The organism is Pseudoalteromonas sp. ND6B (genome assembly GCF_000764215.1).
In the GTDB taxonomy this organism is placed as follows: domain Bacteria; phylum Pseudomonadota; class Gammaproteobacteria; order Enterobacterales; family Alteromonadaceae; genus Pseudoalteromonas; species Pseudoalteromonas tetraodonis.
The window spans coordinates 33,063-57,414 of record NZ_JQFL01000053.1 but is presented as its reverse complement, the minus strand read 5'-3'; the positions used below and the strand labels follow the sequence as shown (position 1 = coordinate 57,414).

Genomic DNA, 24,352 nt, shown 5'->3' with positions numbered 1-24,352 from the left:
TACTTTACCTACTGATTTTATTGTTTTTTTTGTTGGCATGATTCACGCATCTATTTAATCATTAGGGTTAAATAGTAAGGAACGCACATGCAAGTTAAAACAATTCAAGAAGTGTTCGATTGGACCGTTCAATTTCACACACAAATGGCGGCTAATTTTTTTAGTGTAAGGGATTTACTTGGAGAGCATAACAAACAGTTAATCGATTATTGTGTTGAGTATGAAAAAAAACTCGCTGAGGATTTAATTGGCTTTAAAGCAATCACTGAAATAAATACTTTAGATACATACTGCTATGAATATTTTTCAGAGCACTCAGAAATTATCAGCTTTACTGATTTAGATCGCAGTAATGAGCTAGATGAACTAGCGATTCAAGAGTATTTATCTCAGCAGCATCAAAAAGTATTAAATGCATACAGTTATTTGGCAGATAAAGCGCAGTCACCTGAGGCTCAAGAAAAGCTAGGGGAGATCTTACAGCTCGAAGAGCAAGGTTTGAAGCAGATGATGCAAAGCATTAATCGTCATGCAGATATGTAGCAACAAGTGTTACGCATAAAAAAGGCGCTGTAATAAGCGCCTTTTTCGTATGTAAAATAATAGAGCACATTTAACTTTGCTCTACATCAACCACTAAGTCACTCGTAATTGACTCAAGTGCGTTAATTACTTCGTCTTTGTTAAGCCCATTAGGCAGGCTAACGGTGGCAACGGCACTAAAAATTGGCACCCCCCAGTTTGGCGCACTTTGCTGCCTTGAGTTTAAGTTCGTAATATTAGCGCCTTTATGGCGAATAACACTTGCCAACTCCTGGACAATACCGGGACGATCGTTCCCGGTGATCACAAAATTAAGCTGCTCGAGTTCAACAGGCTCAATTTCGGTGTTGCCTTTTTCAATACGGACATCTAATTTAGGAAGCCCATTAAGCGCATCTTGAAATGCCTGTAAATGCTCTTCAGCCACCTCAACTTGTATAATGCCAGCAAAGTGGCCAAGCAAATGACTTAAATTACTGCTTAACCAATTACCGTGGTTTTCCAATATAACCGATGAAATACTTTCTACTAAACCGGGGCGATCTTCCCCTAAAATGGTTATTACCAACTGCTTCATAATAGTTCTCTTTTTAAGCCCAAATGAAAAAATAAATGCATAGGCATTAAGTGATGCGATCTAATGTATGTGATTCTTAATGTATGTAAAAGCTAACCACAAAAGGATTGTTATATCTTAATAGGTTACTTTATTATTGTTATATTAGATGCCCATTGAGTATTGTCTTGGATAAATAGTTTGTCCAATTAATAATTGATTTAGTTTATTAATAACACATAAATAAATACGATTATTTAATAAAACAATACTTTAATATTATTTTGTGGTTCCAGTAAAGAATTATTACGACTGTAACATTACTGTCACTTTGATGAAATATAATGCGCCCAACGTTAAGATATAAGGGTGTTTTGATGACTTCAAATCCGAATAAACCGACTTTTAATACGGATCGAAGCCGTCTATTTAAAGACCGGTTTGCTAAGTTTGGCATAACCGCAGGCGGTATAATGGTATTAATAGCACTGCTATTGATCTTTTTTTACCTTCTTTATGTAGTGCAGCCTATTTTCGAGTCAGCTAAAGTTGAAAAGCGCGCTAGCTTTAATGTTGCTAATGCTGAGCAAATAGTTGGGCTTGGTGTTGAAGAGCAAACTGAGGTTGCTTACTTACTTGATAATCAAGGCCAAGTTAACTTCTATAGTGTTGATAAAGCAAACTTTGGTAAAAAACTAAAAACACTTAATGCCACTTTACCTGCGAAGGTAACCAGCTTTGCAAATAGTGCTCCTTTTCAAGGTCATTATGCGTATGGCTTAGAAAATGGCACCGTGACTATTGTTGCGCCTAAGTTTTTAGTCACCTTCCCTAATAATGAACGTAAATTAAGCCCGCGTTTAGGTTATCCATTGGGTGAGATGGCGTTAGAAGTTGATGAACAAGGTGCTGCTATTAAGCGTTTTGCCTTTAGCCATTATGAGGACAAAACAGCCGTTGTGGCACTTACCGCCGATAAACGTGTGGTATTTAGCAGCTTTGTAGCCGAAGAAAATATGTTTACCGGTGAAGTCGAATGGCAAGTTGAACGTACCGAATTGAACGTTGATGGTCGCGTAGATGAGTTATTAATGTCGCCGGATACCACCCGCACATTTGTTCGCTCTGCTAATCAAATTTACGTATTCGATACTCGCTACCCAAGTGAAGTAGAGCAAATCCAATTATTATCTGCCAACGAAGAAAACGCTAATATTGTGTCATCACAATTATTAGCTGGTGCTAACTCCCTGATGTTGGCCAATGATAATGGTGAAATATCGCAGTGGTTTGAAGTAAACACTGACTCAGGTCGCGAGTTTCAAAAAATTCGTTCGTTTGAAACCACTAAGCAAAGTAAGCTCAATGTTTTTACTGAATTCTACCGCCGTACCTTTTTTACAACGGGTCAAAATGGTGAGCTAGGTGTTTATTACACAACCAGTGAAGCAAAGTTGTGGCAAGGTAAAGTCAGTGAAGGTGCAATTGAACAGTTTGCTATTGCTCCGCGTTCAAATGCGGCATTGATTTTGGCTGATAACAAGCTAACGGTATTAGAAATTCATAACGAACACCCAGAAGTAACGTGGTCAGCGCTTTGGCAAGAAGTATGGTACGAGGGTTACCCTGAGCCGGGTTATATTTGGCAATCAACGTCTGCAAGTGATGATTTTGAATCTAAGTTCTCACTGGTACCAATTTCATTTGGTACTTTAAAGGCTGCTATGTATGCAATGTTATTTGCTGTGCCTATTGCTATTTCAGCCGCTATTTACACCGCTTACTTTATGTCGAGCGAATTACGTCGCGTAGTTAAGCCGACCGTTGAAATAATGGAAGCTTTGCCAACGGTAATACTCGGCTTTTTAGCTGGCTTGTGGTTAGCGCCTTTAATTGAAGAGCACCTGCCGGCTATTGTTGGCTTACTCGTATTACTGCCATTAGGTATTTTAGCAACCGCTTTAGGTTGGACTAAATTACCTGCAGCTATTCGCCATAAAATTCCTGAAGGCTCACATTCAATTTTATTAATTCCTGTGGTGTTATTTATTGGTTGGTTGTCATTTGCGATGAGCGAAAGTATTGAACTGTGGATGTTTGATGGCAATGTGCGTCAATACTTAACCAATGAGCTTGGTATGACTTTCGATCAGCGTAACTCGCTTGTGGTTGGTATTGCGATGGGCTTTGCGGTTATTCCCACTATCTTCTCAATTGCGGAAGATGCGGTATTCAGCGTTCCTAAGCATTTATCAAATGGCTCGTTAGCATTAGGTGCAACGCAGTGGCAAACGCTAATTCGCGTGGTGTTACTTACGGCTAGCCCAGGTATTTTCTCTGCGGTCATGATGGGGTTAGGTCGCGCCGTAGGCGAAACCATGATTGTACTGATGGCAACCGGTAATACGCCGATTATGGATTGGAGTATTTTCCAAGGTATGCGTACCTTAGCCGCTAATATTGCCGTCGAAATGCCAGAGTCGGAAGTGGGGAGTTCGCATTATCGAATTCTATTCTTAGCCGCCTTTGTATTATTCATATTTACCTTTATTTTCAACACCGTTGCTGAATTTGTTCGTCAGCAGCTGCGTGAAAAATATAGCTCAATGTAAGTGGAGAAACACGACATGGTAAAGCAGTGGTTTAGGTCTGGTTCTCCTTGGATTTGGATGACCGGTGGTGCCGTCAGCATCAGTTTAATTTCAGTAATTGGTTTACTCGCCATGATTGCATGGAAGGGATTAAGCTTTTTTTGGCCATCTCAAGTTATGCAATATGAGCTTGAAGGCTCGATTACTAAACAAACCGTTATTGGTGAAATTTACGACCGTGAATTAGTACCTAAGTCGCGTTTAGCGGCAACCGGTATTGATGTTTCTAAATTTGAAAAAGACGAGGTTGAGCGTTTACTAATTAAAACCGGTAACCGTGAGTATGTAGATTTAGACTTTCGCTGGATACTTGAAACTGATATTACACAAAGCTCAGCACCAAAAGCACTCGCGGTATTTGAGCGTAGCAAAAACGGTAACTTTTACGGTTATGTAGAATCAGTAATCAAAGACGGTGAAACAATAACTACAGATAAAGTTGAAACATTACATGATCTTGTAGAGCGTGCGGTTGACTTAAATGACGAAGCACTGGATTTACAAAATGGTGATATTGGTCATATAAACTACGAGTTAGAGCGTTTACGTTTGCAGGAAAAAGCCTATTTGCTTGATAACGAGCTAACTGATGAGCGCGTAGCTGAACTTGCTCAAGCCCGTGCTGATTTACGTGCGCAATATGGTGAGCTTGAAAAAGAGTTATTTGCACTGCGTAACCAAGCTAAGCGTGACCAAGTAACTGTGAAAGATATGCGTGGTGAGATTGTTACTATCCCGCTTTATCAAGTGTTGGATGTATGGTTTCCAAACGATATGGGCTTTTTTGCTAAACTAGGCCATTACTTTGTGCAGTTAGGCAAGTTTGTTTCAGATGACCCACGTGAAGCCAATACCGAAGGCGGTGTATTTCCTGCTATCTTTGGTACGGTATTCATGGTGATGTTAATGGCTGTGATTGTGACGCCATTTGGTGTGGTTGCCGCCATTTATTTGCATGAATATGCAGCTAAAAACGCAATTACTAAAATGATCCGTATTGCGGTTATTAACTTAGCGGGTGTTCCGTCAATTGTATATGGTGTATTCGGTCTAGGTTTCTTTGTGTATATGGTAGGTGGCAGTGTTGACCAACTATTTTACCCAGAGTCATCGCCTACGCCTGTATTTGGTACACCCGGTGTGATGTGGTCGGCACTCACCTTGGCTATATTAACTCTGCCTGTAGTAATTGTGTCAACCGAGGAAGGTTTATCTCGTATTCCAAGCACAGTACGTGATGGTTCATTAGCACTGGGCGCGACTAAGGTAGAAACGTTATGGCGAATCATTATTCCTATGGCCAGCCCTGCTATTATGACGGGGTTAATTTTAGCGGTTGCTCGTGCTGCGGGTGAAGTTGCACCGCTTATGCTGGTGGGTGTGGTAAAAATGGCACCAACGTTACCGCTTGATGGTAACTTTCCATACATACACTTAGATAGAAAATTCATGCACTTAGGTTTTCATATTTACGATGTTGGCTTTCAAAGCCCGAACGTTGAAGCGGCGCGTCCGCTGGTATATGCAACGGCCTTTTTGTTAGTGTCGGTTATTATTACCCTTAACATCACCGCCATTGGTATACGCAACCATTTACGTGAAAAATTCAGATCGCTTGAGCATTAATTTAGTATAGGTAACAAACATGATTACAGTCGCTCCAAAAGTAAACCAAGCAAAGCCAAGCTTGAAGTTAGATTTAAATAATTTAACAGACGAACAAAAAGCGCTAGAAATTAAAGATCTCGACCTTTACTACGGTGATAAACAAGCACTGAGTAAAGTAAATATGAACATTCCGAAAGGCCAAGTAACGGCATTTATCGGTCCGTCGGGTTGTGGTAAGTCAACTTTGCTGCGTTGTATTAACCGTATGAATGACTTGGTTGATATTTGTCGCATAGAAGGCGAAATAATGCTGCACGGGCAAAATATTTACGACAAAAGCGTAGATGTTGCTGCGCTTCGTCGTAATGTTGGCATGGTGTTTCAGCGTCCAAACCCGTTTCCTAAATCAATCTACGAGAATGTGGTTTACGGTCTTCGCCTGCAAGGGATTAAAGAAAAGCGTAAGCTTGATGAAGTGGTAGAGCAATCGCTACGTGGTGCGGCATTATGGGATGAAGTAAAAGACAGACTTCACGATAGCGCATTTGGTTTATCGGGCGGTCAGCAGCAGCGTTTAGTTATTGCTCGCTCAATTGCGATAGAACCAGAGGTATTATTACTTGATGAACCAACATCAGCACTCGATCCGATTTCAACTTTAGTGATTGAAGAACTAATTAATGATTTAAAGAATAAATTTACTGTGGTTATTGTTACTCATAACATGCAACAAGCAGCGCGGGTATCTGATCAAACCGCGTTTATGTATATGGGTGAGCTCATTGAGTATTCAGATACCAATACGTTATTTACCACACCAACGAAGAAAAAAACTGAAGATTATATTACCGGACGCTACGGCTAGTCGGGTTAAAACGCTAAAACAATGAATTATTAAAGAAGGTCATTATGGAACACAACATTAATAAACATATTTCTGGTCGTTTTAACCAAGAGTTAGAAGATGTGCGAAACCATGTACTGAGTATGGGTGGGTTGGTTGAGCAACAACTTAATAGCGCGCTTGATGCAGTTAGCAAAAACGATGCGGTATTGGCACAAAAAGTACGTGAAAACGACTACAAAGTTAATGCAATGGAAGTCAGTATTGATGAAGATTGCACCCGTATTATTGCTAAGCGCCAACCGGCAGCCAGTGATTTACGTTTAGTAATTGCAATAGCAAAAACCATTGCTGATTTAGAGCGAATTGGTGATGAAGCTAAGCGAATTGCTAAAGTTGCACTAGACTCATTTACTAAGGATCAACAAGATTTATTAGTAAATATTGAAAATATGGGTCGCCAAGTATCTAAAATGCTGCATGACGTTTTAGATGCATTTGCACGTATGGATGTGCAACGTGCATTTGAAGTGCATAAAGAGGATGCTAAAGTAGATAGAGAGTATGAAGCTATCACCCGTCAAATAATGACGTACATGATGGAAGATCCGCGCTCAATTCCAAAAATCATGGATTTAGTATGGTCTGTTCGCTCATTAGAGCGTATCGGTGATCGTTGTCAAAACATCGCTGAATATGTCATTTATTTTGTAAACGGTAAAGATATTCGTCATACATCTCAAGAAGATATTGAAAAATCACTGTAGTGATACGAATAACTAGAAAATAAGAAAGGCAGTAATACACTGCCTTTTTTATTTTTTGTAAATAATTGAATGAGAAAAAGCGTTCACAATCTAGCTTAATGCTGTAAAATTCACGCTGAACAGCATATTGAATTGATTAAAGGGTCAGTTATGCCAACAAATTTTTTAGGTGTTTTTGCAAAATCACCTATAAAACCAATAGAAGAACACATCAGAAAAGCGCATCAAGCAAGCGAAAGTTTGATACCTTTTTTTAATCATGTTTTTAAAGAAGAATGGCAACAAGCTGAAGAGCTACGTTTAACTATTCGTAATTTAGAACGTGAAGCCGATGAAATGAAAAGAACTATACGCTTACAACTACCTGGCGGATTATTCATGCCGGTAGAGCGTACAGACCTTCTCGAATTAGTAACCCAACAAGACAAAATTGCTAATAAGGCAAAAGACATTGCTGGGCGTGTAATTGGTCGTGAGATGATCATACCAAAAGAGATTCAAGAAGACTTTTTGGCGTATGTAACTCGTTGTGTTGATGCAACAAAACAAGCATCTAAAGCGATTAATGAATTAGAAGAATTGTTAGAAACGGGCTTTAAAGGCAGAGAAGTTACTCTGGTTGAAAAAATGCTCGTAGAATTGGATGCCATAGAACAAGACACGGATGAAATGCAAATTAGAATACGCCGCCAACTGCGTAAAGTAGAAAGTGAGCTAAATCCAGTAGATGTAATGTTTTTATACAAAATCATTGAGTGGGTTGGCGAGCTTGCAGATATTGCAGAGCGCGTAGGATCACGTCTTGAGCTGATGTTAGCTCGTTAATTTAAAATCAGTTCAAACACGAAAGATTAAGGTTACACAATGGATATCATTGCATCTTACGGCACGGTATTAATTTTAATTGCCGCAGCAGTCGGCTTTTTTATGGCTTATGGTATTGGCGCAAATGACGTTGCCAACGCGATGGGTACATCAGTAGGTTCAAAAGCACTTACCATTAAACAAGCGATTTTTATCGCGATGATTTTTGAGTTTGCAGGTGCTTATTTAGCCGGTGGTGAAGTAACATCAACAATTCGTAAAGGGATTATTGATGCGGCCCCATTTGCCGACATTCCTGAATTGATGATTTTAGGTATGATCGCCTCTTTATTTGCCGCGGGCAGTTGGTTATTAATGGCCTCGTTTTTAGGCTGGCCGGTATCGACGACTCATTCAATCATTGGCGCTATTATTGGCTTTGCTCTGGTTGCAGTAGGCACAGAGGCTATTCAATGGGGTAAGGTTGCCGGTATTGTAGGTAGCTGGATTGTAACGCCGGCGATATCAGGTTTTATAGCGTACTTAATATTTATGAGTGCGCAAAAGCTGATATTTGATACAGACGCTCCACTTAAAAATGCAAAGCGCTTTGTACCAATATACATGGGTTTAGCTGGCTTTATTATGGCACTTGTGACCATTAAAAAAGGCTTAAAGCACATTGGTATTAATTTAGGTACCTTTGAAGGTTTTGCTATTTCTATAGGTATAGCGGTACTAGTTGCTGTTATTGGTAAAATTGCGATTTCTCGTTTAAATATCGATCCTAAAGCGGATAGAGAAATGCAGTTTAACAATGTAGAAAAAGTGTTTGCAGTACTTATGGTGCTAACAGCCTGTTGTATGGCATTTGCTCATGGTTCTAATGATGTTGCTAATGCAATTGGACCACTAGCTGCTGTTGTAAACATTGTTGAAAATAATGGTGAAATCGCGAAGAAAGCGGCTATTGCTTGGTGGATATTACCACTGGGTGGTTTAGGTATTGTTGCCGGTCTTGCTATTTTAGGCAAAAAAGTAATTAAAACCATTGGTGAAGGAATTACACATTTAACACCAAGCCGTGGTTTTGCTGCTGAATTAGCCGCTGCATCTACCGTTGTTATTGCATCGGGCACAGGCTTACCTATCTCAACCACACAAACCCTAGTGGGTGCCGTGTTGGGTGTAGGTATGGCACGTGGTATTGCCGCACTTAATATGGGTGTAATAAGAAATATTGTAGTTTCTTGGGTAATTACATTGCCAGTTGGTGCTGCCCTTGCTATTGTTATTTTCTACGTACTAAGAACCGCTTTTGGGGTTTAATAAAAAGTACTTAAAAGACTTTTAGCTTGAAAAGATCTCAACGCCCTTGGTGTTGGGGTCTTTTTATTTGTGGAAAGAAAAATGACCAATCTCCCTAGTATAAAGCAGCTACAGTATTTATTAGCTGTGCATCAGCATCAACATTTTGGCCGCGCAGCAAGTGCCTGCTTTATTGGCCAGTCAACGCTGAGCACCGCAATTCAAAACTTAGAAGAGACCTTAGGGTGTCAGCTTATAGAACGAGAAAATCGCAGCCTTATGTTTACCACCATTGGTGAAGAGGTTGTTGAGCGTTCAAGAAAAATCATTAACGACACTATTAGCTTAAAAGAGCTTACCAAAAGCTTTTTAACGCCGCTTAGCGGCACATTAACGGTAGGTGTTATTCCCACGATTGCGAGCTTTATTGCAGCGCCTCTTTATCACTTTTGTCAGCAAACGTTTGCTGACTTAGAGTTAGTTTTAGTGGAGGATACCAGCGACAAGCTACTTGATAAGTTAGAGCATGGGCAAATTGACTTGGCACTATTAGCGCTGCCCTACGAAACCGATAAATTTCATACACAAGTACTTGCACAAGATCATTTTAGCTTAGTGCACCATAAAGACTACACACCAGCTAAAGGCATTGAAGACTTTAATTTACTACCAGAAGCGAGTGTATTTTTACTTGAGCGAGAGCACTGTATGACTGGGCATGCGCTCAGTGCGTGCCATTTAAACCGCTCTAGCTGTATAAATCCCTTTGAGGCGGCTAGCTTACATACTTTATTGAGTATGGTTGAGTATAAACTTGGCGTGACTTTTTTACCGCAAATGGCGATTAACGCGGGTATTTTAGAAAACAAAAACATGCTTGCTACGCCATCACAAGGTGATGCTTATCGTGATATTGGTGTACTGTGGCGAAAAACAACGGGGCGGATTCGTGACTTTAAATTGTTTAGCCAACAGTTAGAGGTCTTTTTGAAAAAGCAGTGCAGTGTTGATTCTAAGTAACGTAAAAAAAGCGTATTAGAGATAATACGCTCAATAACACAGGGAATTAAAGTGGCTGCTTGTGCTGGCCATGGTAGCTCTCTAGAGGCGGTAAAAACAATAAGTAAACCCACACAACAACATTGAAGTAAGGCACCAGTCCAAGCACTGTAAAGGTTTTTACAGGGTAGCCTTTAATCTGGGCATACTTGTAACATTGAAGCGCAATAGCAAAGTGTATAAACAATAATAACGTGATTAGTTGCGTCATAAACATCCTCCTTATGACCAAATGTCCATCTTTAAGAGTATAGACATCTAGACGATAAGAAATAAAGATGTCATGTAAAATCAAGGTAATCACTTAATTTTCATGACATTGTGCTGCCGATAAGCAAAGTATAGGTTAGATGGGCAATTTTGGTAGTAATAAATTGCTTAAATTTGTTTATTAATGTTTATAGTGATGTGAGGGTATCTTGATAAAAAATAGGGTTGTTCTTTATTTTTTCTAATTCAATCAATACCTTGTCGATAGGGACAGGGCGAGCAATAAAATAGCCTTGCCCGTAGTCTACGCCTATTTCTTTGAGTGCAAAAAATACTTCAGCGGTTTCCACATATTCAGCCACAGAGCGCTTATCTAGTGACCGACTGATGTCATTTATAGCTTTTACTAGTGCTAAATCAATGGAGTCGTTAAGCATATCGCGGACAAATGAGCCGTCAATTTTCACATGTTGGGCTGGTAATTGTTTAAGATAATTAAAGGTACTAAATCCGGTACCAAAGTCATCAATCGAAAAGTGGCAGCCTAAATTATTTAACCGTTCAATCATTTTACGAGTGGCAGCCAAATTATTAATGCTAGCCGATTCGGTTATTTCAAAAATAATTTTTGACGGAGGCACTTGATATTTTTCGAGGCTTGACTCTATTAACGGCAGTAAACGCTCATCTAAAAATGATTGTGCCGATAAATTTATTGCAACCTGAAGAAGCTCTGGGTGCGCAGCAACACTCGCAATACTGTTACGAATAACACATTGATCCATTAAAAAGGTGTCGTTAAGCATTTCCAATGAGGGAATAAATTGATTTGGGTAAATAAGTTCGTCGTCGAGCTTTAATCTCAGTAGTACTTCAAAGTAAGCAACCTGATTAGTTTTAAAGTCCCAAATGGGTTGATAATGAAGTTCTATACTGTCTTGTTGTAGAGCTTGGCGTACGCCATGGCCCCATTCTAAGCCCGTTTGCAGCGCATTGTTTTCACCATCTTGTTTTGAATAACAATGTACTAAGTTACGGCCTAAATTTTTAGCAATATATAACGCAATATCTGATTGCTTTAAACATTCATTAGGGTCGCAGTTATCAGCAGTAATTTGTGTTAAGCCAATAGAGCAGCTAATTGAATACACTTGATCTTCTGACTTAAATTGGTTGCCCTCAATGGCACTACAAATCCCCTCTGCAATTAAATGTGCATCTAATAAATTGGTATTTTTAAGGATCACCGCAAACTCATCGCCACCCACACGGCAGATCAGGTGCTCATTACTAATATTGGCAATAAACAGTTGTGCCACTTCTTTTAAAACAATATCGCCTTGTTGGTGGCCTTTACTGTCGTTGATTATTTTAAAGTGATCAAGATCGATATAAATAAGCGCATGCTCAATATTTGCATAGGTATTTTCGCTTTGGCAAATATAGTTAAGTTGTTGGTCGAAGTAATAACGATTATGTAGGCCGGTTAACGTGTCATGCAATGCTAAATGGCGTAATTGAAGCTCAGCTTGCTTACGCTCATGAATATTATCGAGTGTGGCGGTAATGGTCGCGTTATTACTGCTATTTTTTATTAGCTGGAGGCGGCATTCAACCCACACCGAATTGCCGTTTTTTTGTTGCAGTTTAACTTCTATTTTTTGTTTATTTGCGCCACCTTGTAAAATGTCATCAATAGTGGATTGTAACGACTGTTTATACTCTTTGGTACAAAATGCAGTTAATGGCTGTTTCAAGGTCGATTTAACCCCAAAACCACTCAACGACTCCCATGCAGGGTTTATAAAACGAATATTGCCTTGCTGGTCTAGCTCAAGCACCACGGTATTTAGGTGCAATAAAATACGTTGATGTGCTGAAAACAGGTCGCGATATTTTACTTCACTAATACTTAGCTGCTGTACCTTATTAGCAAATTCAGCATAGCTGACCATAAAGTCTTCACGACGAGCTGCGTGGTCACAGACTTTATTTAAAAATGAGGGGTCGTAAGGGGCGCGAATAAAGTCGGTAACGCCTGAAAGTAATAACTGCTCGGCGTAATCGGCATCGTTTTTGTCAATAATAGTAACAATGGCTTGCTGAGGGTTATGCTGCAGAATTTTTTCGACTAATTGATTTGAGCCTTCTGCTTGTGCCGCTGTGGCATCCAGTAGCACGATAGCAAAAGGCTGCTGATTATAAGCACTTAGCGCCGCTTTCTCAGTTGTAACATGGGTGATAGCAAAGTTAAGTTTTAATTGTTCACTCATATCATTTGCCCTGCTGGCAAAGGGTTCTAATAACAACAGGTTTAAGCGACTACTTTTTTCTAAATGGCTCGACAACACATTTGCGAGTATTTGCGGCAGAATATCTTGGCGCTCAAAAGGCAGTACCGCATCTATGCCATAACTTCGTGCAGTAGTCTCGGCGATACGTTCACAATAAATAGGCGGAATAAGTAAAATAGGCGTATTTTTAGGCGTGTTTAGTAATCCAGAGCGGATCATACGGGAAAACCGCCAACCATCAATTTTACCTACATCTAAGCCAGTTATGATTATATTTACGCTTTGATTTTTTAATATTTTTAGGGCGTCTTGGCTGTCTGATGCTTCAATGAACTCAAACACATTAAGCCTCTCTAACGTGGCACGAATAGTCTGGCGCTCATCATTACTTGCATTCAATATTAGCAATTTAAGCTGTTTTGCCACGTAGGTACCACTCCGAGAGATGCAGATCATAAAACAGTAAGAGTAATGATATTTAGCGATAAGAACAAGCGTATTTAACCGCTATTTTAAATGTAGTTCATTGGTGGCTAATTAGGGGGAATATGTGGGATATCTTGAGCTTCATTAGTAATAGTTAAATACCCAAACCACCTCAAAATGCAGAATTCAGCGCTTCACAGGGGCTTAATATCAAGGCGGTACTTTGCAGTAATGGTAGTCCCTTTCAAGAAGTAGCAACGATGAGAGTATGCCCCTGTGAAGCGCCCGTGGGTTGGCTTAAAAGCGATTTATACTGCGTTATTGATATTAATAATAGAACCACTATTATTTGCAATCAATGCCTTGCCTAAATCGCTTTTAATTCCAACTGAAACTCGCATTTTGAGGTGGTTTAAATATACCCAAACCACCTCAAAATGCAGAATTCAGCGCTTCACAGGGGCTTAATATCAAGGCGATACTTTGCAGTAATGGTAATCCCTTTCAAGAAGTAGCAACGATGAGAGTATGCCCCTGTGAAACGCCCACGGGTTGGTTTAAAAGCGATTTATACTGCGTTATTGATATTAATAATAGAACCACTATTATTTGCAATCAATGCCTTGCCTAAATCGCTTTTAATTCCAACTGAAACTCGCATTTTGAGGTGGTTTGGGTATACACTTGGCGCGATTTTAAATGATGTGGAATTCTAACAATGCGCGTAGCTGATTTTAGCTTTGACTTACCTGATGAATTAATTGCTCGTTTTCCTAAAGCAGATAGAACGAGTAGCCGTTTATTGAGCCTAAACGGGCCAACTGGTGAGATTGAGCATAAAATATTTAGTGACATACTTGAGCTTGTAAACGAAAACGATTTACTGGTTTTTAATAATACCAAGGTTATACCTGCGCGTATGTTTGGTCAAAAAGAGTCTGGTGGTAAAGTTGAGGTACTCGTTGAACGCGTATTAGACGAACACCGCGTACTTGCGCATATTCGTGCGAGTAAATCCCCAAAGCCAGGTAATGTACTCATTTTAGAGGGCAAAGCAAAAGCTATTATGGTGGCACGCCATGATACCTTATTTGAGCTTGAGTTTGACCGCAGTGAAAATGTGCTCGACATTTTAAATGATGTCGGTCACATGCCGCTTCCTCCTTATATTGACCGCCCAGATAACGAAGCCGACCGTGAGCGTTACCAAACGGTATATGGCGAAAAGCCAGGCGCTGTTGCTGCACCTACGGCAGGTCTTCATTTTGACGATGAACTCATGGCTGCGCTCAAAGATAAAGGCGTGCAAATGGCGTTTGTAACCTTGCACGTTGGTGCTGGCACCTTTCAGCCTGTAAGAGTTGAGAGTGTTGATGAGCACATCATGCACTCTGAATATATTGAAGTGCCACAAGATGTGGTGGATGCGGTTGCAAGCACCAAAGCCAAAGGCGGGCGAGTGATTGCTATAGGTACAACTTCAGTACGCTCACTTGAGTCTGCAGCAAAAATACATGGCGGCAAGCTAGATACTTACTTTGGCGATACCGATATCTTTATTTTTCCGGGTTATCAATTTAACGTTGTTGATGCCATGGTAACTAACTTCCATTTACCCGAATCAACTCTGATCATGTTAGTTAGTGCCTTTGCAGGGCAAGACAACATTATGGGCGCTTACAATACGGCGATTGAACAACAGTATCGCTTTTTTAGCTATGGCGATGCGATGTTTTTGACCCGTAAATAATTTACAGCGTCATCGGTTTTTATTTACTCCTAAGCACAGTGAATTTCTCACTGCTAATAGTAATAGGGTGGTAAAAAGGGTAGAATCGAGCGGTTAAATTATAGCTTGTTGGACTGTTTTTCCGACACAGAGGATATTATGAAATTTGAATTAGACTGCACTGATGGTAAAGCGCGCCGCGGCCGCTTGATTTTTGACCGAGGTGTAATAGAAACACCGGCGTTTATGCCTGTAGGTACTTACGGCACGGTTAAGGGTATGACACCTGATGAAGTAAAAGCAACGGGTGCACAAATTTGTTTGGGCAATACATTTCACTTAATGTTGCGCCCTGGTACTGAAATCATTAAACAGCATGGTGATTTACACGACTTTATGAATTGGGACTTCCCAATTTTAACTGACTCAGGCGGTTTCCAAGTATTTAGCCTTGGTGCAATGCGTAAAATCACTGAAGAAGGCGTGATGTTCCAATCGCCTGTAAATGGTGACCAAATTATGATGTCGCCAGAAAAATCAATGGAAGTGCAGCGTGATCTTGGCTCAGATATCGTGATGATATTTGACGAATGTACGCCATATCCTGCCACCGAAAAAGAAGCCAAAGACTCTATGGAGCTTTCTCTTCGTTGGGCTAAGCGTTCTAAAGAAGGGCATGGCGACAACCCATCAGCATTGTTTGGTATTATTCAAGGCGGTATGTATCCTGAGCTTCGTGCACAATCACAAGCGGGCCTTGAAGAGATTGGTTTTGATGGTTATGCACTCGGTGGTTTATCGGTGGGTGAGCCTAAACATGAAATGATTAATATTCTTGATCATTGTGCTTATAAAATGCCAGAAAACAAACCGCGTTACCTAATGGGTGTTGGCAAGCCAGAAGACCTAGTTGAATCGGTTCGCCGTGGTATAGATATGTTTGACTGTGTAATGCCAACGCGCAATGCACGTAACGGTCACTTATTTATTACTACTGGCATCATAAAAATCCGTAACGCAGTGCATAAAACAGATACTGGCCCACTTGATCCAGAGTGTGATTGCCATACCTGTAAGAATTATTCGCGTGCTTATTTGCATCATTTAGACAAATGTAACGAAATTCTTGGCGCACGACTAAACACTATCCATAACTTACGATACTATCAACGTGTTATGGAAGGTTTGCGTAATGCTATTAGCGAAGGTCAACTAGAGACATTTGTACACGATTTTTACGCTCGCCGAGGCCAAGAAGTGCCAGAGCTAGCTGATACAACAAATTAAAATTTAAAAATTAAAGAGGAAGTATTATGAGTTTATTTATTTCAAACGCACATGCAAGCGCTGGCGCACCTGCAGCAGGCGGCGGTATGGAAATGCTAATTATGTTAGCGATTTTTGGTTTGGTTTTTTACTTTTTAATTTACCGCCCGCAAGCAAAGCGCGTAAAAGAGCATAAAAGCTTAATGAGCGCGATGGCAAAAGGCGATGAAGTGCTAACCCAAGGTGGTTTAGTGGGTAAAATCGTAAAAATTGCTGAAGATAAAGACTTCATCGTGATCTCATTAAATGAGCAAGCAGAAGTAACTGTACAAAAATCAGCAGTATCTGCTGTACTGCCTAAAGGCACAATGAAGTCGCTATAAAAATAATAAGGACGGCCCCGTGTTAAACAAGTTTCCAATTTGGAAGTATTTACTTGTTTTAGCTGTGTTAGCCATTGGCCTTTTATATGCTTCACCAAACTTGTATGGCCGCGATCCGGCCATACAAGTTTCTGGCGCTAAAGGCACCGATGTCGACCTCAGTGTTGTAGACAAAGTAAACGCAATCCTCAAAAAAGATAACGTCAGCGCTAAATCGACGAAACTCGAAGACGGGCAAATTCTTGTTCGTTTTAAAAACGTTGAAGACCAACTAAAAGCGCAAGACTTATTGCGTAACTCACTTAGTGACGATTATATCTCAGCTATTAATATGGCTCCTGCACAACCGGCTTGGTTAAAGTCGCTTGGCGGTAACCCAATGAAGTTAGGCCTAGATTTAAGTGGTGGTGTACATTTCACCATGGAAATCGACATGGTCACTGCGGTTGATAATCAGCTTGAGCAAATGGAGCAAGATTTTCGTAGCGACCTGCGCGAAGAAAAACTACGTTATCGTAGTGTGCGCCGTGTAGCAGGCTCAGAGCGTATGCGTGTAGAAATGCGTAACGAAGAAGATAAAGAAGCCGCAGAGCGCTTTTTAGAAAGCCGTTACCCATTAAACGTTTACATTGATGATAGCAGTAACGATAACGCATTCTTTGCCACTATGAGTGAGCTAAAGCTAAAAGAAATTCGTGACTATGCTATCAAGCAAAACGAAACGATTATTCGTAATCGTATCAACCAAATTGGGGTTGCAGAGCCAAACGTACAGCGCCAAGGTGCTGAACGTATTATTGTGCAATTACCAGGGATTCAAGATACCGCTCGCGCTAAAGAAATTTTAGGTGCTACGGCCACGCTTGAGTTTCGTGAAGTTGACGAAAATGCTGACATAAGCGCCGCTGCTCAAGGTCGTATCCCACCGGGTACTGAAATGATCATGAGCCGTGATGGTTATCCTGTGGTACTAAAAAAGCGCATTATTCTTGAAGGTAGCCATATTACTGGCGCGCAGTCAGGTGCAGATGAATACCAGCGTCCACAAGTAAGCATTAAACTCGATAGTAAAGGTGGGGCAAAAATGAATGCCTTCACCAAACGTGCTATTGGTAAACGTATGGCTACCGTGTTTATTGAGTACAAGCCATCGGGTAAAAAAGACAGCGAAGGTAAAGCACTTCCACCAATTAAAGTGGAAGAAGTGATTAACGTAGCAACCATTCAAGCGCGTCTTGACCGTTCATTCCGTATTACCGGTATTGATAACCCCGCTGAAGCACATAACTTAAGTTTACTACTTCGCGCGGGTGCACTGGTTGCGCCTATTCAAATAGTAGAAGAACGTACGGTTGGGCCAAGCCTAGGTCAAGAAAACATTGAAGCAGGTATGACCGCTGTAGCCTTAGGTTTTGCATTTGTACTGGCCTTTATGCTTATTTACTACAAAGGTTTTGGTCTTGTTGCGAATATCGCACTGGCTGCCAACTTAGTACTTATTATTGGTGTAATGTCGTTAATTCCAGGTGCAACGCTTACCCTGCCGGGTATCGCAGGTATTGTACTAACCGTTGGTATGGCTGTTGATGCGAACGTACTTATATTTGAGCGTATTCGTGAAGAGCTCGCTGATGGCCGCAGCCCTCAACAAGCGGTTCATTTTGGTTACGATAGCGCCTTTAGTACTATTTTTGATGCCAATATCACCACATTAATTGCGGCGATTATCTTGTTTGCTGTTGGTACCGGTCCTGTTGCAGGCTTTGCGGTAACCCTAGCAATTGGTATTTTAACCTCTATGTTTACAGCAATTGTAGGTACCCGTGCGGTGATCAACCTATTTATTGGTGGTAAACGTGTTGATAAACTTTCAATTTAAGGAGCAGACATGCAAATTTTAAGATTGGGCGGAAAAACCCTTCGTTTCATGTCTCTTCGAAAAGTGGCAATGGGCTTTTCTACGTTATTAATCATAGCGTCGCTGGCGTCACTTTTTGTTAAAGGCTTAAATTTCGGTTTAGATTTTACCGGCGGTACAGCAGTTGAGGTAGGTTTTTCACAACCTGCCGATCTGAAAAAAGTACGTAATGTACTGGCTGAAAACGACTTTGCTGATGCATCTGTGCAGCTTTTTGGCTCAAGCCAAGAAATACTGGTCCGTTTAGCCCCTCGCGGTGATGATGTAAAAGCAGAAGTGATTGGTAACCAAGTAATTGCTGCCCTTAAACAAGCTGATGATAGCGTAGTAATGCGCCGTATTGAGTTTGTAGGCCCAAGCGTAGGTGAAGACTTAAAAGAGCAGGGTGGCCTTGCCATGTTAACTGCGCTTATATGTATCTTAATTTACGTGGCATTTCGCTTTGAATGGCGCTTTGCTGTAGGTGCGGTGGGGGCACTATTACACGATGTAATCATTACGATTGGTTTATTCTCGGTGCTTGGTTTAGAGTTTGACCTAACTATTTTGGCTGCAATACTCGCCGTGATAGGTTACTCACTAAACGATACCATTGTTGTATCAGACCGTATCCGTGAAAACTTCCGTAAAGTACGTATTGACGACACCATTGAAATTATTGACCTGTCACTTACGCAAACACTTAATCGTACTTTAGTTACATCAATTACCACTATTTTAGTATTGATTGCACTCTTTGTATGGGGCGGCCAAACTATTCATGGCTTTGCTACCGCACTATTATTTGGTGTATTTATTGGTACTTATTCTTCAGTTTACGTTGCCAGCTCGGTGGCTATTGCCATGGGCGTAAGTAAAGAAGATTTAATACCAGAGGTGATTGAAAAAGAAGGTGCCGATTTAGACTCAATGCCTTAATTGAGATTAAATTATCCTTTTTAAAAAACCGCTCCTTGTGAGCGGTTTTTTATTGCTTAGCGTGTAAGACATATAATTGTCATACGAGCTTGATATTTTATTACTCTTATTTAATTTTGATCAGAGCTAGTAGTGACTGAGCAACGTAAAGCCTTAGAGTCAATTTTACAACAAGGGGCAATAACAACCTTGTTCCAACCTATTTTTGATATAACTAAGCAATCTATTATTGGGTATGAAGCGCTGAGTCGAGGCCCTAAAAATAGCCCATTAGCGATGCCAAATAAGCTATTCGAAACGGCTCATAAATATCAATTGATCTCAGAGCTTGAGCTTTTATGCCGTTCTCGCGCCATAGAAAACTTTGTAAAACTAAATCTACAAGGGAAGTTATTTTTAAATGTCAGCCCAAAAATTCTACTCGATCCGAGCCACCCTAAAGGCGAAACTTTACATTTAATTGAACAGTTTGGTCTTGCGGCTAATCGTGTGGTGATTGAAGTCACCGAACAAGAAAAAGTAGATGATGGCTTTTTACTGTTAAAAACCATTGCTCATTATCGAGAGCTAGGCTTCACTATTGCTATTGACGATCTTGGTGCAGGTTATTCCGGTCTAAAGCAATGGTCGCAGTTATGCCCAGATATTGTAAAAATTGATCGTTACTTTATTGATCATTGCGATCAAAGCGAAGTTAAAAAAGAATTTCTAAAATCAATTGTGGTGTTAGCGCGGGCAACAAATACAGCGGTGATTGCTGAGGGAATTGAGCGTACTGAAGAACTCGATTTAGTTAAAAGTATAGGCATAAGTCATGTTCAGGGATTTTTGTTAGAAAGACCCAGCCAACAACCAAGCTATGACTATAACTGTAAGCAGTTACAAGCATTTACATCGACTCAAGCAGGTTCAAAGTTTGAACAATCAATGGCTATCGGGGTGCTTGCTGTTGCTCAGCCTGCCATTAGCAGTCATACGCGTTGTAAAGAAGCTCATGCCCTTTTTGAGCAAGACAAACGCATAATTAGCTTACCCGTTTTAAATAGCAATCAGCAGCCAATAGGGCTGTTACACAAAGATCAGCTAACAGAAGTGTTTGCCGCGCCATACGGGCATGCACTTTATGATAAATGTGAAGTCACTGAGTTAATGGATAAACAGCCTTTGGTGGTTGATGAAAATCAAATGCTTGATATTGTCTCTCAGCAAATAACAGAGCAAGACTTTGATATTCGTCGCCATATTGTTATCACAAGTAATAATAAATATTTAGGTTTGGCACCGCTCAGGGACATATTAAAGCACATTACCGCTGAAAAAATCCGCCACGCCCAACATGCTAACCCTCTGACCATGTTACCGGGTAATGTGGCAATTAGTGAAGTAATAGAGCAGCGTCTGCAACATAAACAGCCATTTTCACTAGCTTATATCGATTTAAATCATTTTAAACAATTTAACGATCTGTATGGTTATGCCAGTGGGGACAGCGTGATAAAACTTCTGGCCGATGTGACTGTAAAAGCGTGTGCGCACAGCGCTAACTTTGTCGGGCATATTGGTGGCGATGACTTTATGGTGGTGTTTGAAAAAAAAGATGCGGTGGAGGTTTGTAATACCATTATCACGCAATTTGAATTGCAGTCACGCGTATTTTTTACGCCAGAGCATATTGCTGGAAAAGGGTATTGGGCAACTAATCGAGAGGGCGAAAAGCAGTTTGTACCTTTACTTACATTATCGATAGGTTTAGTTGAGCCGGATCTGCAGCAGTGTAAAAATAGCCATCAAGTAGCGGCATTAGCCACAGATGCTAAAAAAGAAGCAAAACGTTATCGTCACAGCTACTTATTTATTTGTAATCGAAGAAGGCCTGCACCCGCTGTTGTGCGTTTATCCAATAGTAAAAAAAGTGGCTAACAAAAAGCAAAAAAGGAGCCTCGGCTCCTTTTTTTAGTGCGGTATTACGATTAACGTAATAACGACTCAGATAATACTGGGCGCATTTCACGAACAATCGCTTGTGTTAGCTTAGGTGCACCACAAATAACGTTACCGCTCACGTTGTAGTTATTACCGCCAGCAAAATCAACAACCATGCCGCCAGCTTCTTTAACTAATAGCTCGCCTGCTGCTGTATCCCACGGTTTTAAACCAATTTCAAAGAAACCATCAACACGACCCGCTGCAACATACGCCATATCAAGTGCTGCAGAACCTGCACGACGAATATCAGCGGTATGTACGAATAATGCTTTAAACGCTTCAGAATAGGCATCTAAGTGGTGTTTTTGTTTGAAAGGGAAACCTGTTGCAAGAACAGAACCGGCAAGTTCAACCGTTTTAGATACACGTAAACGTTTGCTGTTTAACTGTGCGCCTTGACCACGAGAAGCGGTAAAAAGTTCGCCACGAATTGGATCGTAAATTACGGCTTGGTCTAAACGACCTTTAACTTTAAGTGCAATAGATACTGCGAAATGAGGGATACCCTTGATGAAGTTAGTTGTGCCATCAAGTGGGTCAACAATCCATTGGTAATCAGCATCCTTACCTTTGTGTTCGCCTAACTCTTCACCAACGATGCAGTGATCAGGGTAAGAACGTAAAATAGTGTCACGAATTACGGCTTCGGCTTCTTTATCAATGTTCGTAACTAAATCATTAGTGCCTTTTTGTTGCACTTCAACTTTTGATAAGTCTTCACTTGCACGAAGAATAAGCTTGCCTGCGTTACGCGCAGCGCGAACCGCAATGTTTAACATTGGATGCATGGTATTACCTTTGGGTTGTAAAAGAACGTTTATATATTTAAGCCGGCGTATTTTAGCGGTTTTTGCCATAAAGTAAACCATAAAGCCTAAATACTTGTGAGTGTTTTTTGTACAGCCATGATCTTTCAATATATTTATCGGAATAAAAACAGACAATAAATTTGTAAATTAGCGCTTTACCTAAAGTTAACTTGAGGTTTTATGATGTTCTATATTCAATTAATAGGAAGAAAGTTATGAAATTAGAACACGTAAATTTAGTTGTTAGTGACATAAACGCCATGCTTAAGTTTTACCAAGCAGCGTTTCCCTATTGGTCAATTAGAAGTGAGGGGGAAGGAACTTGGTATGGTAAAGCAAGGCGCTGGGTACATTTTGGTGATAACGATCAATATATTGCTATAAGCGATCACGGTGAAGGGAAAAACCGCAACCTATCAGGACATCAAATTGGTTTGGCACACTTTGCCTATGTAACCAATAACTTAAATGCAGTAATAGCGCGCCTAAAACATGCGGGCTTTGCAATAAGTAAAGAAGGTGCTGTAAATCCATTTAGAAAAAACATTTATTATATTGACCCTGCAGGGTTTGAAGTTGAGTTTGTAGAGTACATGAGTGATGTACCTAGTGAGCGAAATAACGACTTATAATATGAATGAAGCCAACGATTATGGCTTCATTCAATGTTTAGCATATTTAATAATGTTTACCATTTATGCCAAGTTGAGTTTTTAGATCATTTGCAAAGCTAATAAATTTTTCTTTAATAGTGCGCTTAACTTTAATTTCCACAGAGCCCAAAACAGTTTTTCCTTCAATGTGAATCGTTGGCCCTTGGCGCTTATTAAGTGACACTGTTTTATTTTCAAAACTGCCTAAAATACAAAACATTTTAGAAACTACATTAACGTGCTCTGGTACATATATTTCTTCGCTGCCAAAGTAACAATTAACGTGAATAGTGACATGTTGATGGGTAAAAATAGCATCCGTAAAATCAAGATTGATTGACCCCATGTAGTTTTCTATATAAATGTTTTGAGGAACTACCCATTGGCCGCTTCGTTCACTCGAACCAAGAATGCTTCTTAATGTAAGTGGCTCTTCATCAGTCTCATGCTGCGCGCTATAATTAGGTGCAAACTGAGAGTGCTTTTGCGCCTTATATTGTTGGTCAGTATTTAAGGTTAAATCTTCAACGAGATCCATAAGTGCTTTATTGTCACTCGCTGCCATGGCGTCGTCTAAGCGCCTTTCAAATGCTTCTACAGAAATAACACCATGGCTGTAGTTATAAATGAGCTGATCAATCACTTGCTCACGAACTTGCTCAATAGGGCGGTCTTCAATTTTAACAGACATTTAAATTATCCTTTTATGATTGCTGGTTATTTCAAAGCAAGCCTTATACCAAATATTAAATTGTTTAAATTCAGTGGTTTATGATTTTGGGTTTTTGATTCTTTATTATATTAACGAAAGATTAACCAAATATACAATTATTTAGTAAGTTTCGCTATTCGAGAAACTTTTACGCAATAGTCTGTAAATGTTTACTTAGTAGGTTTAAGCCAATATCTACTATTTTAAATTAACCTATTGAAATTAAAGGTTAAAAAATGTTGGCCCGATGCTCGCATTAGCTTAAGTGTCTTTAATCAAAAGGAGAACGATTATGAAAACATTTAATAAGTCTATGATTGCAGCCCTAGTATTAGGAACAACCGCAATGGGCGCTCAGGCAAGCAGTTGGGAAAACGAAAGCAAAGATGCTTGGATTGATGGGAAAGCAGAAACAGTATTGCTTATGAACACCAATCTAAATAACTTTGATATCAACACGGACGTAAAAAACGGCAAGGTAATGCTAACAGGTAAAGTAAACAGCGAAGTAGATAAAGAGCTTGCTGAAGAACTCGTACTAAGCCTAGATGGTGTAACTGACGTTGAAAACAGTCTAACTGTGGTAAAAAACACCGACATGAAGAAGCATGATTCTAAAATGATGGGTAACGACACTGAAAGTGATTTAACAGATGCTAAAATCACTACAGTGATCACAACACGTTACTTATTTGATTCTGAAGTAGGTGGTACAGACATTGATGTTGATACCGATAATGGTGTGGTAACTCTTAAAGGTACAGTTGAGTCTGATGCTGAAAAGCAATTAGCGATGGAAATTGCTAAAAACGCTGAAGATGTTCGCAAGGTAGTTGATGAATTAACTGTTATTGCAGAATAATACACTATACTAAAGCCCAGCCCTGCTGGGCTTTTTGCTTTGCTAA

At 40.1% G+C, this 24,352-nt stretch carries 21 protein-coding genes; 16 read left to right on the top strand and 5 right to left on the bottom strand.

Annotated elements, in window-relative coordinates; all coding sequences use genetic code 11:
• Positions 1–87: 87 nt before the first annotated feature.
• The gene (locus ND6B_RS07205; RefSeq protein ID WP_010391728.1) at positions 88–543 is read left to right on the top strand and encodes a hypothetical protein; all 456 of its coding nucleotides are present in this window, start codon (positions 88–90) and stop codon (positions 541–543) included.
• Between the two features lie 70 nt (positions 544–613).
• Here the strand turns inward: ND6B_RS07205 and ND6B_RS07210 are convergent, their stop codons facing one another.
• Positions 614–1,120 (bottom strand): glycine cleavage system protein R, encoded by a 507-nt coding sequence (locus ND6B_RS07210; RefSeq protein WP_013465996.1) that lies wholly within the window; start codon positions 1,118–1,120, stop codon positions 614–616.
• Positions 1,121–1,476: 356 nt separating this feature from the next.
• On the opposite strand from ND6B_RS07210, the gene ND6B_RS07215 reads away from it, so the two are divergent.
• The 7 genes from ND6B_RS07215 to ND6B_RS07245 all read left to right on the top strand — a co-directional run bounded on the left by ND6B_RS07215 (position 1,477) and on the right by ND6B_RS07245 (position 10,101).
• The gene (locus ND6B_RS07215) at positions 1,477–3,711 is read left to right on the top strand and encodes an ABC transporter permease subunit (protein ID WP_024601956.1); all 2,235 of its coding nucleotides are present in this window, start codon (positions 1,477–1,479) and stop codon (positions 3,709–3,711) included.
• A gap of 15 nt (positions 3,712–3,726) precedes the next feature.
• A complete protein-coding gene (gene pstA, locus ND6B_RS07220) occupies positions 3,727–5,376 on the top strand; it encodes a phosphate ABC transporter permease PstA (RefSeq protein WP_013465994.1) in 1,650 nt (549 codons plus the stop codon).
• Positions 5,377–5,395: 19 nt separating this feature from the next.
• Complete coding sequence (gene pstB / locus ND6B_RS07225) at positions 5,396–6,223, top strand: phosphate ABC transporter ATP-binding protein PstB (RefSeq protein ID WP_008114812.1); 828 nt, start codon at positions 5,396–5,398, stop codon at positions 6,221–6,223.
• 44 nt (positions 6,224–6,267) lie between these two features.
• Positions 6,268–6,969, top strand: coding sequence for a phosphate signaling complex protein PhoU (gene phoU / locus ND6B_RS07230; protein ID WP_008114815.1), 702 nt, complete (start codon positions 6,268–6,270; stop codon positions 6,967–6,969).
• Between the two features lie 150 nt (positions 6,970–7,119).
• The gene (locus ND6B_RS07235) at positions 7,120–7,794 is read left to right on the top strand and encodes a TIGR00153 family protein (protein ID WP_008114817.1); all 675 of its coding nucleotides are present in this window, start codon (positions 7,120–7,122) and stop codon (positions 7,792–7,794) included.
• 39 nt (positions 7,795–7,833) lie between these two features.
• The gene (locus tag ND6B_RS07240) at positions 7,834–9,102 is read left to right on the top strand and encodes an inorganic phosphate transporter (RefSeq protein ID WP_008114819.1); all 1,269 of its coding nucleotides are present in this window, start codon (positions 7,834–7,836) and stop codon (positions 9,100–9,102) included.
• An 81-nt stretch (positions 9,103–9,183) separates the two neighbouring features.
• The gene (locus tag ND6B_RS07245) at positions 9,184–10,101 is read left to right on the top strand and encodes a hydrogen peroxide-inducible genes activator (RefSeq protein ID WP_033103728.1); all 918 of its coding nucleotides are present in this window, start codon (positions 9,184–9,186) and stop codon (positions 10,099–10,101) included.
• Between the two features lie 46 nt (positions 10,102–10,147).
• Here the strand turns inward: ND6B_RS07245 and ND6B_RS07250 are convergent, their stop codons facing one another.
• Both ND6B_RS07250 and ND6B_RS07255 read right to left on the bottom strand, forming a co-directional pair.
• Entirely contained in the window at positions 10,148–10,351 is a 204-nt protein-coding gene (locus tag ND6B_RS07250) for a hypothetical protein (RefSeq protein WP_008114823.1), read from the bottom strand.
• 187 nt (positions 10,352–10,538) lie between these two features.
• Complete coding sequence (locus ND6B_RS07255) at positions 10,539–13,070, bottom strand: EAL domain-containing protein (RefSeq protein ID WP_033103727.1); 2,532 nt, start codon at positions 13,068–13,070, stop codon at positions 10,539–10,541.
• A gap of 718 nt (positions 13,071–13,788) precedes the next feature.
• Here ND6B_RS07255 and queA point away from each other — a divergent pair.
• The 6 genes from queA to ND6B_RS07285 all read left to right on the top strand — a co-directional run bounded on the left by queA (position 13,789) and on the right by ND6B_RS07285 (position 21,204).
• Positions 13,789–14,820, top strand: a complete 1,032-nt coding sequence (gene queA, locus ND6B_RS07260) for a tRNA preQ1(34) S-adenosylmethionine ribosyltransferase-isomerase QueA (protein ID WP_033103725.1) — start codon at positions 13,789–13,791, stop codon at positions 14,818–14,820.
• 138 nt (positions 14,821–14,958) lie between these two features.
• The gene (tgt, locus tag ND6B_RS07265; protein WP_028835575.1) at positions 14,959–16,086 is read left to right on the top strand and encodes a tRNA guanosine(34) transglycosylase Tgt; all 1,128 of its coding nucleotides are present in this window, start codon (positions 14,959–14,961) and stop codon (positions 16,084–16,086) included.
• A 26-nt stretch (positions 16,087–16,112) separates the two neighbouring features.
• On the top strand, positions 16,113–16,448 hold the full coding sequence (gene yajC / locus ND6B_RS07270) for a preprotein translocase subunit YajC (RefSeq protein WP_010391747.1): 336 nt from the start codon (positions 16,113–16,115) through the stop codon (positions 16,446–16,448).
• Between the two features lie 19 nt (positions 16,449–16,467).
• On the top strand, positions 16,468–18,327 hold the full coding sequence (gene secD / locus ND6B_RS07275) for a protein translocase subunit SecD (protein ID WP_013465988.1): 1,860 nt from the start codon (positions 16,468–16,470) through the stop codon (positions 18,325–18,327).
• Positions 18,328–18,336: 9 nt separating this feature from the next.
• Positions 18,337–19,284, top strand: coding sequence for a protein translocase subunit SecF (gene secF, locus ND6B_RS07280; protein ID WP_013465987.1), 948 nt, complete (start codon positions 18,337–18,339; stop codon positions 19,282–19,284).
• A gap of 132 nt (positions 19,285–19,416) precedes the next feature.
• Positions 19,417–21,204, top strand: coding sequence for a GGDEF domain-containing protein (locus ND6B_RS07285; RefSeq protein WP_033103724.1), 1,788 nt, complete (start codon positions 19,417–19,419; stop codon positions 21,202–21,204).
• A gap of 50 nt (positions 21,205–21,254) precedes the next feature.
• Here the strand turns inward: ND6B_RS07285 and suhB are convergent, their stop codons facing one another.
• The gene (gene suhB / locus ND6B_RS07290; RefSeq protein ID WP_010391751.1) at positions 21,255–22,058 is read right to left on the bottom strand and encodes an inositol-1-monophosphatase; all 804 of its coding nucleotides are present in this window, start codon (positions 22,056–22,058) and stop codon (positions 21,255–21,257) included.
• Between the two features lie 236 nt (positions 22,059–22,294).
• On the opposite strand from suhB, the gene ND6B_RS07295 reads away from it, so the two are divergent.
• The gene (locus ND6B_RS07295; RefSeq protein WP_024601699.1) at positions 22,295–22,711 is read left to right on the top strand and encodes a VOC family protein; all 417 of its coding nucleotides are present in this window, start codon (positions 22,295–22,297) and stop codon (positions 22,709–22,711) included.
• Positions 22,712–22,757: 46 nt separating this feature from the next.
• Here ND6B_RS07295 and ND6B_RS07300 read toward each other — a convergent pair whose 3' ends face one another.
• Positions 22,758–23,423, bottom strand: a complete 666-nt coding sequence (locus tag ND6B_RS07300) for a LiaF domain-containing protein (protein ID WP_033103723.1) — start codon at positions 23,421–23,423, stop codon at positions 22,758–22,760.
• A 313-nt stretch (positions 23,424–23,736) separates the two neighbouring features.
• Between ND6B_RS07300 and ND6B_RS07305 the strand changes: the two genes are divergently transcribed.
• The gene (locus ND6B_RS07305; protein WP_033103722.1) at positions 23,737–24,306 is read left to right on the top strand and encodes a BON domain-containing protein; all 570 of its coding nucleotides are present in this window, start codon (positions 23,737–23,739) and stop codon (positions 24,304–24,306) included.
• Positions 24,307–24,352 lie beyond the last annotated feature (46 nt).

Excerpts from the sequence above, each read along its gene's own strand:
- secF (WP_013465987.1), top strand. The coding sequence starts at position 18,337 with ATGCAAATTTTAAGATTGGGCGGAAAAACCCTTCGTTTCATGTCTCTT.
- ND6B_RS07250 (WP_008114823.1), bottom strand. The coding sequence starts at position 10,351 with ATGACGCAACTAATCACGTTATTATTGTTTATACACTTTGCTATTGCG.
- pstB (WP_008114812.1), top strand. The coding sequence starts at position 5,396 with ATGATTACAGTCGCTCCAAAAGTAAACCAAGCAAAGCCAAGCTTGAAG.
- phoU (WP_008114815.1), top strand. The coding sequence starts at position 6,268 with ATGGAACACAACATTAATAAACATATTTCTGGTCGTTTTAACCAAGAG.
- tgt (WP_028835575.1), top strand. The coding sequence starts at position 14,959 with ATGAAATTTGAATTAGACTGCACTGATGGTAAAGCGCGCCGCGGCCGC.
- yajC (WP_010391747.1), top strand. The coding sequence starts at position 16,113 with ATGAGTTTATTTATTTCAAACGCACATGCAAGCGCTGGCGCACCTGCA.
- pstA (WP_013465994.1), top strand. The coding sequence starts at position 3,727 with ATGGTAAAGCAGTGGTTTAGGTCTGGTTCTCCTTGGATTTGGATGACC.
- ND6B_RS07235 (WP_008114817.1), top strand. The coding sequence starts at position 7,120 with ATGCCAACAAATTTTTTAGGTGTTTTTGCAAAATCACCTATAAAACCA.
- ND6B_RS07245 (WP_033103728.1), top strand. The coding sequence starts at position 9,184 with ATGACCAATCTCCCTAGTATAAAGCAGCTACAGTATTTATTAGCTGTG.
- suhB (WP_010391751.1), bottom strand. The coding sequence starts at position 22,058 with ATGCATCCAATGTTAAACATTGCGGTTCGCGCTGCGCGTAACGCAGGC.
- ND6B_RS07305 (WP_033103722.1), top strand. The coding sequence starts at position 23,737 with ATGAAAACATTTAATAAGTCTATGATTGCAGCCCTAGTATTAGGAACA.
- ND6B_RS07205 (WP_010391728.1), top strand. The coding sequence starts at position 88 with ATGCAAGTTAAAACAATTCAAGAAGTGTTCGATTGGACCGTTCAATTT.
- ND6B_RS07300 (WP_033103723.1), bottom strand. The coding sequence starts at position 23,423 with ATGTCTGTTAAAATTGAAGACCGCCCTATTGAGCAAGTTCGTGAGCAA.
- ND6B_RS07210 (WP_013465996.1), bottom strand. The coding sequence starts at position 1,120 with ATGAAGCAGTTGGTAATAACCATTTTAGGGGAAGATCGCCCCGGTTTA.
- ND6B_RS07215 (WP_024601956.1), top strand. The coding sequence starts at position 1,477 with ATGACTTCAAATCCGAATAAACCGACTTTTAATACGGATCGAAGCCGT.
- ND6B_RS07240 (WP_008114819.1), top strand. The coding sequence starts at position 7,834 with ATGGATATCATTGCATCTTACGGCACGGTATTAATTTTAATTGCCGCA.
- queA (WP_033103725.1), top strand. The coding sequence starts at position 13,789 with ATGCGCGTAGCTGATTTTAGCTTTGACTTACCTGATGAATTAATTGCT.
- ND6B_RS07295 (WP_024601699.1), top strand. The coding sequence starts at position 22,295 with ATGAAATTAGAACACGTAAATTTAGTTGTTAGTGACATAAACGCCATG.